At 63.5% G+C, this 14,242-nt stretch carries 8 protein-coding genes; 2 read left to right on the top strand and 6 right to left on the bottom strand.

Going from position 1 to position 14,242, the window contains the following annotated elements:
- Positions 1-71: 71 nt before the first annotated feature.
- A complete protein-coding gene (locus PF66_RS06935) occupies positions 72-386 on the bottom strand; it encodes an SCP2 sterol-binding domain-containing protein (protein ID WP_054062245.1) in 315 nt (104 codons plus the stop codon).
- A gap of 57 nt (positions 387-443) precedes the next feature.
- Complete coding sequence (locus PF66_RS06930) at positions 444-1,154, bottom strand: histidine phosphatase family protein (protein ID WP_054062244.1); 711 nt, start codon at positions 1,152-1,154, stop codon at positions 444-446.
- A 207-nt stretch (positions 1,155-1,361) separates the two neighbouring features.
- Between PF66_RS06930 and sohB the strand changes: the two genes are divergently transcribed.
- Positions 1,362-2,393 carry a protease SohB gene (gene sohB, locus PF66_RS06925; RefSeq protein ID WP_054058171.1) on the top strand — a complete coding sequence of 344 codons (1,032 nt, stop codon included), beginning with the start codon at positions 1,362-1,364 and terminating at the stop codon, positions 2,391-2,393.
- A gap of 126 nt (positions 2,394-2,519) precedes the next feature.
- On the top strand, positions 2,520-7,349 hold the full coding sequence (locus tag PF66_RS06920; protein WP_054062243.1) for an NEL-type E3 ubiquitin ligase domain-containing protein: 4,830 nt from the start codon (positions 2,520-2,522) through the stop codon (positions 7,347-7,349).
- Positions 7,350-7,469: 120 nt separating this feature from the next.
- Here PF66_RS06920 and PF66_RS06915 read toward each other — a convergent pair whose 3' ends face one another.
- From PF66_RS06915 to metH, 4 genes are all read right to left on the bottom strand, one after another.
- Complete coding sequence (locus tag PF66_RS06915) at positions 7,470-7,964, bottom strand: DUF934 domain-containing protein (protein WP_054058169.1); 495 nt, start codon at positions 7,962-7,964, stop codon at positions 7,470-7,472.
- Positions 7,948-9,606, bottom strand: a complete 1,659-nt coding sequence (locus PF66_RS06910; RefSeq protein ID WP_054058168.1) for a nitrite/sulfite reductase — start codon at positions 9,604-9,606, stop codon at positions 7,948-7,950. Before PF66_RS06910 ends, PF66_RS06915 begins: the two co-directional genes overlap by 17 nt.
- A 538-nt stretch (positions 9,607-10,144) precedes the next feature.
- A complete protein-coding gene (locus PF66_RS06905; protein ID WP_054062242.1) occupies positions 10,145-10,363 on the bottom strand; it encodes a DUF2970 domain-containing protein in 219 nt (72 codons plus the stop codon).
- Positions 10,364-10,510: 147 nt separating this feature from the next.
- Positions 10,511-14,221 carry a methionine synthase gene (gene metH, locus PF66_RS06900; protein ID WP_054062241.1) on the bottom strand — a complete coding sequence of 1,237 codons (3,711 nt, stop codon included), beginning with the start codon at positions 14,219-14,221 and terminating at the stop codon, positions 10,511-10,513.
- Positions 14,222-14,242 lie beyond the last annotated feature (21 nt).

Here is a 14,242-nt window from a genome sequence, read left to right as displayed (position 1 = left end):
TGTCGGGGCGGTAAAACGCAAAAAGCCAGGGAAATCCCTGGCTTTTGCGTTCAAACGGTACGCTGCCGGTATCAGGCCGGGAACAGCTCGCTCAGCTTCATCGACAGCATCATGTCGCCTTCGACGCGCAGCTTGCCGCTCATGAAAGCCTGCATGCCGTCGGTGTCGCCGTTGACGATGCCCTGCATGGTTTCGCTGTCGGTCACCAGGGTCACATTGGCGTCCGGGTTCTCGCCTTCCTTCAGTTCGCAGGTTTCATCCTTGACGATCAGCGAGAAGTGCTGGGTTTCATCGATACGGAAACCGAAGACAACGTCCAGGCCGGTAGCGGCTTTCGAGTTGAACTTGGCTTTCATCGCTTCTACGGCTTTGGCTACAGCGGTCATGGTTCGATCCTTTTATAGGTGATTACAGCGACCCCAAGGGTCACGGTTGGCCGGTACTCAGCGGAAGGTGATGAGTTCCGGCGCCTTCAGCAGTTGCAAGTGGGTCTGACTGTTGAAGGAAGCCAGGGCCACCTCGCGACCACGGAACTTGAGCTGGTTGAGCGAGGTGTTGACGATCTGCCAGTTAAGCTCGAAAGCTTGCCTGGCGGGAACTTGGGTGATCAGGTGGAGCAGGGCGGTGATGGTCCCGCCGGAGGTGAACACGGCAATCTTCTGAGTGTTGTCGGCGCGTTCCAGGATCCGCTGCAGGCCGCCATTGACCCGCTCGACGAAACCCAGCCAGCTTTCCAGGCCCGCCGGGTCGTGGCTGCCGTCGAGCCAGCGTTCGATGATCCGGGCGAAGATGCGCTGGAACTCGCCACGGTTCTGCGCGGCGTTGCGCAGGATATGCAGGGCCTCGGGTTCGTCCGGCAGCATGGCCGGCAGCAGCGCGCGGATCACCGCGTCGGCATCGAACTCGTTGAAGGCGGCATCGATCTCCAGCGGCGGCACCGGCATGCCGACCCGGGCGAACTGCTCCAGGGCCAGCTCCGCAGTGTGCTGCTGGCGACGCAGGTCGCCGGCCAGGCAACGATCGAAACTCAGGCCCAGCTCGGCCAGGTGCTGGCCGAGGACTTGCGCCTGGCGCACGCCGGTCGGCGAGAGGACGTCGTAGTCGTCCGCGCCGAAGGAAGCCTGGCCATGTCGAATCAGATAGATGCTGCCCACGTCCGCGTCATCCCGGTACGTTGATGTTCTGGCGAGGTTATGAGGATGCCGGAAGCCTGTCAATGAAAAAACATACGCTCGTTTGAAATGTCTGTTAGAGACTTGTATCGCGCGGTGACGGCGGCTGGCCGCAGGGCTGTCCCGACGGTATGCTTGGGGCGTCAAGCCGCCGGAACCGGGGCTGTCTGGATTTTTTAAGGAGCTATCGTGGAGTTTCTCTCCGAATACGCCAGTTTTCTGGCCAAGACCGTCACCCTGGTCATCGCGATCATCGTGGTGCTGGTGGTCGCGGCTTCGTTGCGCAGCAAGGGCCGGCGCCGGTCCGCGGGCCAGTTGCAGGTCAGCAAGCTGAACGAATTCTACAAGGGCCTGCGCGAACGCCTGGAGCAGACACTGCTGGACAAGGAGCAGCTCAAGGCGCTGCGCAAGGAACAGGGCAAGGACGACAAGAAACAGAAGAAACAGAAGAAACAGCCCCAGGCCAAGTCCCGGGTATTCGTGCTGGACTTCGAGGGTGACGTCAAAGCCAGTGCCACCGAGAGCCTGCGCCATGAAATCACCGCGTTGCTCAGCCTGGCCACGCCGAAGGACGAAGTGGTGCTGCGCCTGGAAAGCGGCGGCGGCATGGTCCACAGCTACGGCCTGGCCTCCTCGCAACTGGCGCGTATCCGCCAGGCCGGGGTGCCCCTGACCGTGTGCATCGACAAGGTGGCGGCCAGTGGTGGCTACATGATGGCGTGCATTGGCGACAAGATCATCAGCGCGCCGTTCGCCGTCCTCGGTTCCATCGGCGTGGTGGCGCAACTGCCCAACGTCAACAAGCTGCTGAAGAAGCACGACATCGACTTCGAGGTGCTGACCGCTGGCGAATACAAGCGCACCCTGACGGTGTTCGGCGAGAACACCGACAAGGGCCGGGAGAAGTTCCAGCAGGATCTGGACATCACCCATCAACTGTTCAAGAACTTCGTCGCCCGTTATCGCCCGCAACTGGCGATCGACGACGTGGCCACCGGCGAGGTCTGGCTGGGCATTGCCGCGCTGGACAAGCAACTGGTCGACGAACTGCGCACCAGTGACGAATACCTGGCCGAACGCGCCAAGAGCGCCGAACTGTTCCATCTGCACTATGCCGAGCGCAAGAGCCTGCAGGAGCGTGTCGGCCTGGCCGCCAGCGCCTCGTTCGAGCGGGTGCTGCTCAACGGCTGGAATCGCCTGACCCGCCAGCGTTTCTGGTAACCCCTCCGCTCCCTGGCCGCTGGCGCCTCCTGTCGCCAGCGGCCAGGGGGCCAGCGATAAATACCCCTCCCTGTCGTCGCCCCGTCAATACGCTGGAACCTTCAATGGATTTTCAGGACGAGGCTCATGGCAGAAACAGGTTCCACGGTCGACAGTGCTGCGCCGGCAGAGTTGGGGGTGCATTTCGATACGGTCAGGGAAAAGATACCCGGTTGGCTGTACCAGGCCGGTGCGGCCATGCGCCAGTCGTTTCGCGAGCACCTGCTGGCGCTGGAAACCTCCAGGCATGAAGTGCAACAGATCCTCGCACAGTTGCAGGGTATCGAGCAGTTCTGCCGACCGCTATTGCTCACGGCCCTGGAGAAGCATCTCAATACCGCCCTGGAGGTGGATCGCACCGAGTTCATCAGGATCGACGCGACCTACCTGCTGAGTATCTTCGAAAGCAGGCTCTATTCCTTCGTACAGCGCCAGACGCTGCTGGGCGCCGCCCTGCAGAATTTCGAGGCTGGCGAGACCGAGCCGGGCGCGCTCAGGGGCAGGGGTATCATCAGGCTGCCCGGCCGCATACCCGGCCGGCGAACGGTGCTCGCGCCGGAGATCTTCGCCGGAATCTGCCGCGGCCTGGATCTCGGCAGGCATTACCAGGCGCATATCGACGATGTCTTCAAACCCGCCGACCGCGCTCCGGGCTCGGTCAATCGGCGTTTTCTCGACTATGACAAGCGTGCGCTGAGGGTCAGCGCCGATATCGCCTGCATGAAAGGGGCGATCACCTCGTCGGTGCATGATCTGTTGATACGCCTGGCCAACGGAGAAACCGACCTGAAGCTGGAAGGGGCCAGGGTTCATTGCAGCCGGATGAACCTGTTCGACATCGAGTCCTTCGGCTGGGTAGTGATCGGGGCGCAACTCTCGAGTGACACGGTCGCCCCTTGCATCGCCTATATTCCGGGGGATCCCCAGGCGCCCCTCAAGCGCTACAGCAGCTTCTTCTCCCTTGAGCAGGACCTGGCCCTCAAGCTGCAGTCCCCCGACTACCGGCGTTTTTTCAGCCGTTTCATCGCCGAGGAGCAACGCTTGCGTTTCCTCGCCACCATCCACGGTCGAATCGCGCTCAGGCGCTACGGTCGGCCGCCGATGGGCATCCTGCCGCGCCACGTAACATTGAGTGAAATCCCGATCGAGGGTGACCTGTTCGAGAGCCTGCAGCAGCAGCGCTACCAGCAGATCAAGGCTCATGCACGGCAGTTGGTGGTGGCCACGGCCGATGTCGATGCCCGGGTGCGACAGGCCAGGCTGGATGCCTACCTCCAGGCCGGGCTGAGCCTGCTGACCCTGGCCCTGTCGTTCGTGCCGGTGATCGGCGAGGTGATCCTGGCGGCGACCGTGGTGCAACTGGTCACGGACGTCTATAACGGGCTGGAGGCCTGGCACCTGGGGCAAAGGCACGAAGCCCTCGGTTACCTGATGGATGTGGCGGAGAATGTCGCGCTGTTCGCGGCCGGAGCACTGGTCATCGGTGGTGGCCGGGCGCTGTTCAAGTCGATCAAGGTATCACCTCTGGTCGACTCGCTGATTCCGGTCGAGGTCGGCGGACGCACCCGCTTGTGGAACCCCGACCTGGCGCCCTACGAGCGGGGCATCCGGCTGCCGGAGGGCACGATGCCCGACGAAACCGGGCTCTATCCGTTCGAGGGCAATCATTACCTGCCCCTGGAGGGCAAGCTCTACGTGGTGGGCTATGACCGCCAGCGCCTGTGCTGGCGAATCGAACATCCAGGCGGTGAGGCCTTCCATTCCCCGGCCCTGCGGCACAATGGCATGGGTACCTGGCAGACACTGCATGCACGGCCGGCGCAGTGGTCGGTGATGCAACTGTTCCAGCGCCTGGGGCGGCCGGTTGCCGGGCTGGGCGAGCGGATCCTGCAGCAGGTCCGGCAGTTGCACGGCCGCGAGGTGCCCGCCCTGCGCCGCAGCCTGGTGGACAACCAGCGCCCGCCAGCGTTGTTGCTCGATACCCTCAAGCGTTTCCGAATCGACCAGGCCATCGAGCAGTTCATCGCCGATGCGCCGGGTGCCCGGATACGGACCCTGGAGCAGGGCGATATGCAGCTCCGGCTATTGACATCACTGCCGGGTTGGCCGGAAAACCATGTTATCCATCTGTTCAATGCCGAGGGCGACATACTGCAAGAGTACGGCCTGCGCACGTCGGAGCAATTCTCGTCGTTGCAGGTCAGCGAATCGCAACTCAAGTCGGGCGATACGCTGAACCTGTCCCTGGGCATGCTGAGCGAAACCGAACGCCTGGAGCTGCTGGGCAGCACCCTGCCGGACCGGGCCGAACGTGCCAGGGTACTGGCGTTACGCCTTCGACAGGCCGCGGCCCAGCGTCGGCAGTGGTTGTTCGATACCTTGTATGAGGTCAGCGAAATGACCGACAACGCGCTCGAAAGGCGCATGCTCGACAGTTTTCCCGGGCTGCCCAGGAGCGTCGCCGAGGAACTGATCAGCCAGGCCAGCGGTGCCGAGCTGGAGCAGATGGGCGAACGGATTCCGTTGCGTCTGGTCGAGGAGATTCGCTGGTACCTCAAGCAGCTCAGGCTCAATCGGGTCTGTGAAAGCTGGTATCTGGCCAGCAATGAAGAGCCCCAGGCCGATCGCCTGGCGTTGCATGCTCTTGAATTGCTGCCCGGTTGGCCGAAGAACCTGCGCCTGGAGCTACGCCGGCAGCGGATCATCAGTGAGGCGGTCGAGGCCGTGGGCGCGGCGCAGGCCACGACCCTTCGTGTGCTGCTCAAGGTCGGTCACCAATACACGGCCCTCGATGGCGAAGGGCTGATCCTGGGGACGGCACAGGATATCTTCGACGCCCTGGCGCTGGCCTTGCCGCAATCGGCGCGCGAGAGCCTCGGCTCTGGAGCGACGGTCAATGGCACCTGGCTTCGGGACCAGATTGTCCGCCGGGTCACCGTCGATTCGCAGAGCGGCCAGCGCATCCTGGGCCTGGCGCCGTACAGTCAGCACTTCAAGCCGCCGATGCGCCTGGCCTCGGGACGTATCGGCTACCCGCTGAGCGACGTTGGTGCCGTTGTCGGTCACTCCGAACGCCTGAGCCAGCGGGTACGGGACCTGTACCCGGGTTTTTCCGCCGATGAAGTGAGAACGTTCATCACGTCGCTCGATCTTTCCGAACCGGCCTGCCTGATCGAGCTCGAGCGGCGGCGCGAGGAATATGAAGCCTTGTCCGCCACACTGGACCGCTGGGTACAGCGCCAGACCTGGCGCCGGGTGCGCGGCAGCCTGCAGGTGGCGCCCGTGGTCACCGATAACAAGCAACGGGTGGCCGAGGCGATCCTGGCCTGCTGGCGGCGGCAGTCACCACGCAACCTGCTGGGCGGACGCCATTTCCATGAGTTGGACCTGCTGGGCATGCGCGTCGGCGACCTGCCGCCGCTCACCGCCGATTTCAGTCATGTGGGGTTTCTGTTCATGAACGACATGGGCCTCAGCAGTAGCGAGCTGTCGTTTCTGACGAACTTTCGGCAGTTGCGCTGGTTGTCGATGGGGTTCAATCACCTCGATGGCTTGCCGGCAGCGTTGGCGGAAATGTCCGAACTGGTGCATCTGCATCTGCCAGGCAACCAGATCGTGATGAATACCCAGGCCCGCAGTGTCCTTGCCGGGTTGACCAGGCTCAAGTTCCTGAACCTCTCGGACAATCCGCTGGTATTGCCCCCGGATGTCAGCGGCATGCCCGCGTTGGAACACCTGCTGTTGCGCCATACCCACATCGAGGAGTGGCCCACGGGCCTGGGCCTGTTGCACCGCTTGCAGATGCTGGACCTGCGCGACAACCTGATCGTGACGATTCCCGAGTCGGTCTACGCCAATCCGGTCGCCATCAACCGGGTGATTCATCTGCACGACAACCCGCGGCTGTCGACCGGGCAGATGGAGCGCCTGCAGCGTTACGAACAGCAGACCGGGATCAACTTCGGCGTCGATACGCCGGCCAGGCGCCGCGTCCACGCCATTCACCGGACGCCCTCTCTGCAGGCCTACGACCGCTGGACCGTGGGCTTGTCCCGGGGGCAGAAGATGTTGAAAGAGCAGCAATGGCGAGCCCTGTTCCGCGAGCAGGGCGCGGGGGATTTCTTCCGCCTGCTGGCCGACCTGACGGCCACGGCCGAGTACCGCGAGGCGCGTGAGGCCCTGAGCAGGCGGGTCTGGCAGGTGCTGGATGCGGCCAGCCAGTACACCGATCTGCGCGAGGAGCTGTTCGTTACCGCGTCCCAGCCACAGACCTGTTCCGACGGTGCGGAACTGATCTTCAGTGACATGGAGGTGCGTACCCTGGTCTTCCAGGCCAGGGTCATGGCTGGCGACAGCCCGACGCTCACCGAGACGAACCTGCTGAAACTGGCCAGGGGACTGTGGCGCCTGGACGAGATCGAGGCCCTGGCGCAGGTCGATGTCGAGGCACGCCTGCAGAAACCGGGCGTCCATGTCGACCCGCTGGAAGTCCGGCTGGCCTACCGGATCGGCCTGGCCAGCCGACTCGGCCTGCCGGGACAGCCCGCCCATATGACCTTCACCGAGTTGGCCGGGGTGCCGCAGCCGGCGCTGGATGCCGCCTATCTCAAGGTGCTCGAACGGGAGAAGAGCCCGGACTACCTCCGCTCGATGGCCGCGCGCGAGTTCTGGAGTGACCATCTCAAGGCCCGCTATCCCGAGCGCTTCGAGGCGATCAACAGCCGGCACCAGGCGGTGGTGCAGGCGCTCGATGCCCGGCGTACCAGTCGCCAGGACCCGGCGTGGCATGAATTCATCGATATCGAACTGGAGGCGCAGATGGGCGACCAGCTCAAGGCCTGGCGTGAAGAGCAGGGCAGGGAACTGGAGAAACTGACCGGAGAGATACTGCAAAGGACGCCGCAGGGGCAATTGTAGACGCCGGGCTTGGCCGGAAATCGCCCATAAGAGCACCGCAACATTCAAATCGATCAAGCGTTTCGGCTTTTGCCGTGGGGCGAGCGGGCCCGGGCTCTGGCGAGCCCGGACCACGGCGTTTCAGCGACGACGGAACAGCGGCAGCGGTTCGTCGGTGGCGGCCTGGTAGGTCACCGAGAAGTCCTTGAGGCTTTCCAGGGCTTCATACGGGTCCTTGTCGGCACGCAGGGCAAAGGCATCGAACCCGCAGCGATGCAGGTAGAACAGCTGGTCGCGCAGCACGTCGCCGATCGCCCGCAGTTCACCCTTGAAACCGTAGCGGTCGCGCAGCAGGCGGGCGTTGGAGTAGTTGCGCCCATCGGTGAAGGCCGGGAAGTTCAGGGCGATCACCTGGAAGTGCTTGACGTCGTCGCCGATCTCCTCGGCTTCCTCGTCGGCGTCCAGCCACACGCCCAGGCCGCCGTCGCGGGCCTTGAGGGCATGGCCGTGGTCGCGCCACAGGGCCAGCGGGACGATCAGGTCGTCGCAGTTGGTGATGCCGTCGAGGGTCGCGTCCTTGGGCAGCAGGTGCCAGGTCTCGTCGACCACCTGGTTGTTCTTAATGATTCGCTGCATAGACGCGTTCCTTGAAGAGGTCGATGCCGATACGTTGGTAGGTGTCGATGAAGCGCTCGTCTTCGGTACGCTGTTCCACGTACACGTCGATCAGCTTCGAGATCACGTCGGGCATGTCGTCCTGGGCGAAGGACGGGCCGAGGATCTTGCCCAGGCTGGCGTCGCGGCTGGCGCTGCCGCCGAGGGAAACCTGGTAGAACTCTTCACCTTTCTTGTCCACCCCGAGAATGCCGATATGGCCGACGTGGTGGTGGCCGCAGGCGTTCATGCAGCCGGAGATGTTCAGGTCCAGTTCGCCGATGTCGAACAGGTAGTCCAGGTCGTCGAAACGGCGTTGGATGGACTCGGCGATCGGGATCGACTTGGCGTTCGCCAGGGAGCAGAAGTCGCCGCCCGGGCAGCAGATGATATCGGTCAGCAGGCCGATGTTCGGCGTGGCGAAACCGTATTCGCGCAGTTCACCCCACAGTTCGAACAGCTTGCTCTGCTCGACGTCGGCGAGAATGATGTTCTGCTCGTGGGAGGTGCGCAGTTGGCCGAAGCTGTAGCGGTCGGCGAGATCGGAGATCGCGTCGAACTGCTTGTCGGTGACATCGCCCGGGGCAACGCCGGTCGGCTTCAGCGACAGGGTCACGGCGACATAACCCGGCTTCTTGTGCGCGAGGGTGTTGCGCACGCGCCAGCGGGCAAAGCCCGGGTGCTGCTGGTCCAGTGCCGCCAGTTCGGCAGCCTGGTCTTGCAGCACCTTGTAGTCGGGGCCGACGAAGTGTTTGGCGATCCGCTGCACTTCGGCTTCGGTCAGGGTGGTCTGGCCGCCACGCAGGTGGACCATCTCGGCCTCGACCTTCTCGGCGAAGACTTCCGGGGTCAGGGCCTTGACCAGGATCTTGATCCGCGCCTTGTACTTGTTGTCACGACGGCCATAGCGGTTGTACACACGCAGGATGGCGTCGAGGTAGCTCAGCAGGTCCTGCCACGGCAGGAACTCGTTGATGAAGGCACCGACCACCGGGGTACGGCCCAGGCCACCGCCGACCAGGACCCGGAAGCCCAGCTCGCCGGCGGCGTTGTACACCGCTTCCAGGCCGATATCATGGACTTCGATGGCCGCACGGTCGGAACTCGAGCCGTTGATGGCGATCTTGAACTTGCGCGGCAGGTAGGCGAATTCCGGGTGGAAGGTGGTCCACTGGCGGACGATTTCGCACCAGGGGCGCGGGTCGATCAGCTCGTCGGCGGCGACGCCGGCGAACTGGTCGGTGGTGACGTTGCGCAGGCAGTTGCCACTGGTCTGGATCGCGTGCATCTGCACGGTGGCGAGTTCCTCGAGGATATCCGGAACGTCTTCCAGCGCCGGCCAGTTGAACTGGATATTCTGCCGGGTACTGATGTGGGCGTAGCCCTTGTCATAGTCGCGGGCGATCTTGGCCATCATCCGCGTCTGGCGCGAACTCAGTTGGCCGTAGGGCACGGCGACCCGCAGCATCGGCGCGAAGCGCTGGATGTAGAGGCCATTTTGCAGGCGCAGGGGGCGGAACTCTTCTTCGCTCAGTTCGCCCGCCAGATAGCGTCGGGTCTGATCACGGAACTGCTTGACGCGGTCCTCGATGATTCGCTGATCGTACTCGTCGTATACGTACATATTGATCCTGTTTTCAGGCTTTATAGGTCTGTCGAGGGCAAGACACCGTCGCCAGACCTGAACAATTCCGCGCGCACGGCCGCGCACTCCCAGGGGGAGCCGGCGAAAGATAGCAGTTTGCGGTTATGTGCAAAAATGATGTTTTTGAATATGAACATAACCAAAATCGATATGCTCCGCGAAGCCGCAAAGCCCTTGGTTGTGGTGGGGACAATTGTGGTCTTAACTGTCGATGAGTCTTCGAGCAATCACCGACAAAATCTACAAGAGGCGATGCGATGAGCAATCCAACCAAGACAAGGAAAAGCGACAGCGCGGTCGATGCCTGGGCCATCCTGTTCCTGATCATCCTGGTGGTGGTCACGGCGGTGTTCTGGGTCAGTCATCAGTGATCGGGCCGTTTGGCCTGGCCTGAACTGAAGGTCGTTCCCGGGTCTGTGTGCAGTCCGTTGTGGGGCTCAGGAATGAAAGGGGTGTAGTCGGATGCAGCAGCACGCGGTTCCCCGAAGGAGCGGGGAGCCGCGAAGTCTCGTGCGCATCAGGCGCCGGCGAAGTGCAACACCAGCTTGACGATACCCAGCAGGGTCAAGGCGAACACGGCGGTGAACAGGATGCCCAGGATCACGAAATGGCTGGGCTTGCCGTGGGTGAAGTCGCGGGCGCGGTTTTTCCCGCTCTGCACGCCGAACGCCGCCGCCATCACACTGTGCAGCATCTGCCAGAAGGTCGGTGGCTTGTTATTGATAGGGTCGTCCATAAAGCCCTCCACACAGGTCTGTGTGTGGAGAGCATAGACAATTTCCGCGGTGGTCGCCGGGCGTGCGGTGAGACCTTCCCATGCGCGAACGTGGGGGCGATCAGGTGTGGTTGACAGCAACTGAGCCGGGCTTGCCCGCGGACCGCGTCAGTTGTCGTAACCCAGGTTCGGTGCCAGCCAGCGCTCGCTGACGGCCAGGTCCTGGCCCTTGCGCGCGGTGTAGCTTTCGATCTGGTCCTTGTCGACCTTGCCCACGGCGAAATACTGTGCCTGCGGATGGGCGAAGTACCAGCCGCTGACCGCCGCCGCCGGGAACATCGCGTAGTGCTCGGTGAGGAACACGCCGCTGCGACCGGCCTTGCCTTCGCTGGCCTCGGGGTCCAGCAGGCTGAACAGGGTGGCCTTCTCGGTGTGATCCGGGCAGGCCGGATAGCCGGGGGCAGGGCGGATCCCGCTGTACTGCTCCTTGATCAGCGCCTCGTTGTCCAGCTGTTCGTCCTTGGCATAACCCCAGTGCTCCTTGCGCACCTGTTCGTGCAGCCACTCGGCGCAGGCCTCGGCCAGGCGGTCGGCGAGGGCCTTGACCATGATCGAGTTGTAGTCGTCGCCCTTGTCCTGGTAGGCCTCGGCGACTTCCTCGGCGCCGATGCCGGCGGTGGTGATGAAACCGCCGACGTAGTCGGTGAGGCCGCTGCCCTGTGGTGCGACGAAGTCGGCCAGGGAGAAGTTCGGCTTGCCGTCGGTCTTGATGGTCTGCTGGCGCAGGTGATGCAGCCTGGCCAGAGGCTGACCCTCGTCACCGTACAGCTGGATGTCGTCGTCCTGTACCTGGTTGGCCGGCCAGAAGCCGAACACGGCACGGGCGCTGATCAGCTTCTCGTCGATCAGCTTGTCGAGCATCTCCCGGGCATCCTTGTACAGCGCGGTAGCGGCTTCGCCGACCACTTCATCCTCGAGGATGCGCGGGAACTTGCCGGCCAGGTCCCAGGAGATGAAGAACGGCGTCCAGTCGATGTACTCGGCCAGGGTGCGCAGGTCGATATTGTCCAGTACGCGGGTGCCGGTGAAGGTCGGTTTGACCGGCTGGTACCCGCTCCAGTCGAACTGCGGCTTCTTCGCGATCGAGGCGGCGTAGCTCAGGCGTTCGGTGCGGGCGCTGCGGTTGGCGGTACGCTCGCGGACCTCGATGTATTCCTCGCGGGTGCGCTGGACGAAACCGGCCTTGAGCTCCTTGGACAGCAGTTGGGTGGCCACGCCGACGGCACGCGAGGCGTCGGTCACGTAGACCACTGCGTCGTTGCTGTAGCGCGGTTCGATCTTCACCGCGGTGTGCGCCTTGGAGGTGGTCGCGCCGCCGATCATCAGCGGCAGGTGGAAGTCCTGGCGCTGCATCTCCCGGGCCACGTGGACCATTTCGTCCAGCGACGGGGTGATCAGCCCGGACAGGCCGATGATGTCGCATTTTTCCTCGCGGGCCACCTGCAGGATCTTCTCCGCCGGGACCATCACACCGAGGTCGACGATGTCGTAGCCGTTACAGCCCAGCACCACGCCGACGATGTTCTTGCCGATGTCGTGCACGTCGCCCTTGACCGTGGCCATCAGGATCTTGCCCTTGGCTTCCGGCTTGTCGCCTTTCTCCAGTTCGATGAACGGAATCAGGTGCGCCACCGCCTGCTTCATCACCCGGGCGGACTTGACCACCTGGGGCAGGAACATCTTGCCGGCGCCGAACAGGTCGCCAACGATGTTCATGCCGGCCATCAGCGGGCCTTCGATGACTTCGATCGGGCGGGCGAAGGACAGGCGCGATTCCTCGGTGTCCTCGACGATATGGGTGGTGATGCCCTTGACCAGGGCGTGCTCCAGGCGCTTGTTGACGTCCCAGCCGCGCCACTCCTCGGTTTCGGCTTCCTTGGCGGCGCCGTCGCCCTTGTACTGGTCGGCGATGGCGAGCAGGGCGTCGGTGCCCTCCGGCGTGCGGTTGAGGATCACGTCCTCCACCGCGTTGCGCAACTCCAGCGGGATCTGGTCGTAGATCTCCAGCTGGCCGGCGTTGACGATACCCATGGTCAGGCCGGCGCGGATCGCGTACAGCAGGAACACCGAGTGGATCGCCTCGCGCACCGGGTTGTTGCCGCGGAACGAGAACGACACGTTGGACACGCCGCCGCTGCTCAGGGCATAGGGCAGCTCGTCGCGGATATAGGCGCAGGCGTTGATGAAGTCGACCGCGTAGTTGTTGTGTTCCTCGATGCCGGTGGCAACGGCGAAGATGTTCGGGTCGAAGATGATGTCTTCCGGCGGGAAGCCCACTTCATTGACCAGGATGTCATAGGAGCGCTTGCAGATTTCCTTCTTGCGCGCCTCGGTATCGGCCTGGCCGACCTCGTCGAAGGCCATCACCACCACGGCGGCGCCGTAGCGCTTGCACAGCCTGGCGTGATGAATGAACTGCTCGACGCCTTCCTTCATGCTGATGGAGTTGACGATGCCCTTGCCCTGGATGCACTTGAGGCCGGCCTCGATCACTTCCCACTTGGAGGAGTCGATCATGATCGGCACGCGGGAGATATCCGGCTCGCTGGCGATCAGGTTGAGGAAGGTGACCATCGCCTTCTTCGAGTCGAGCATGCCCTCGTCCATGTTGATGTCGATCACCTGGGCGCCGGCTTCCACCTGCTGCAGGGCGACTTCGAGGGCTTCGGTGTAGTTCTCCTCGCGGATCAGCCGGGCGAACTTGGCGGAACCGGTGATGTTGGTCCGCTCGCCGACGTTGACGAACAACGACTGACGATCGATGGTGAACGGCTCCAGGCCGGACAGGCGACAGGCCTTGGGAATGTCCGGTATCACTCGCGGCGCATACGCCGAGACCGCCTGGGCGATCGCCGCGATATGCGCCGGAGTGGTGCCGCAGCAGCCGCCGACGATGTTCAGGAAGCCGCTCTGGGCGAATTCCTCGACCACCTTGGCCATTGCCTCGGGCAACTCGTCGTACTCGCCGAATTCGTTCGGCAGGCCGGCGTTGGGGTGGGCGGAGACGTGGGTGCTGGCCTTGTCCGACAGCTCTTCCAGGTACGGGCGCAGTTCGCTGGCGCCGAGGGCGCAGTTCAGGCCGACGGAGATCGGCTTGGCGTGGGCCACGGAGTTCCAGAATGCTTCGGTGGTCTGGCCCGACAGGGTACGGCCGGAGGCATCGGTGATGGTCCCGGAGATCATGATCGGCAGTTCGAAGCCCAGTTCCTCGAAGACACCCTGGACGGCGAAGATCGCCGCCTTGGCGTTGAGGGTGTCGAAGATGGTCTCGATCAGGATCAGGTCCGAGCCGCCTTCGATCAGGCCACGGGTGGCCTCGGTGTAGTTCTCCACCAGTTCGTCGAAGGTGACGTTGCGGTAGCCGGGGTTGTTCACGTCCGGCGACAGCGAGCAGGTACGGCTGGTCGGGCCGAGGACGCCGGCGACGAAGCGTGGCCGGTCCGGGGTTTCCAGGGTTTTCGCGTCGGCCACCTGGCGGGCCAGGCGCGCACCTTCAACGTTCAGTTCGTAGACCAGCTCTTCCATGCCGTAGTCGGCCTGGGAGACGCGGGTGGCGTTGAAGGTGTTGGTCTCCAGGATGTCGGCACCGGCATCCAGGTAGGCTTTCTCGATCGAACCGATCACATCCGGACGGGTGATGACCAGCAGGTCGTTGTTGCCCTTGACGTCGCTCGGCCAGTCGGCGAAGCGCTTGCCGCGATAGTCCTGCTCCTCGAGCTTGTAGCTCTGGATCATGGTGCCCATGCCGCCATCAAGAATCAGGATGCGTTCTTTGAGGGCCTGCTGGAGAGCGTTGAGGCGAGCGCTGCGGTCGGACATGGGACTACCTGGAAAGACGGA

Origin of the sequence: Pseudomonas asplenii, assembly GCF_001293465.1 — a bacterium.
GTDB lineage: Bacteria > Pseudomonadota > Gammaproteobacteria > Pseudomonadales > Pseudomonadaceae > Aquipseudomonas > Aquipseudomonas fuscovaginae_B.
The sequence above is the reverse complement of the archived record's forward strand: the minus strand, read 5'-3'. Positions and strand labels throughout refer to the sequence as shown.

Excerpts from the sequence above, each read along its gene's own strand:
- PF66_RS06910 (WP_054058168.1), bottom strand. The coding sequence starts at position 9,606 with ATGTACGTATACGACGAGTACGATCAGCGAATCATCGAGGACCGCGTC.
- metH (WP_054062241.1), bottom strand. The coding sequence starts at position 14,221 with ATGTCCGACCGCAGCGCTCGCCTCAACGCTCTCCAGCAGGCCCTCAAA.
- PF66_RS06915 (WP_054058169.1), bottom strand. The coding sequence starts at position 7,964 with ATGCAGCGAATCATTAAGAACAACCAGGTGGTCGACGAGACCTGGCAC.
- PF66_RS06920 (WP_054062243.1), top strand. The coding sequence starts at position 2,520 with ATGGCAGAAACAGGTTCCACGGTCGACAGTGCTGCGCCGGCAGAGTTG.
- PF66_RS06905 (WP_054062242.1), bottom strand. The coding sequence starts at position 10,363 with ATGGACGACCCTATCAATAACAAGCCACCGACCTTCTGGCAGATGCTG.
- PF66_RS06935 (WP_054062245.1), bottom strand. The coding sequence starts at position 386 with ATGACCGCTGTAGCCAAAGCCGTAGAAGCGATGAAAGCCAAGTTCAAC.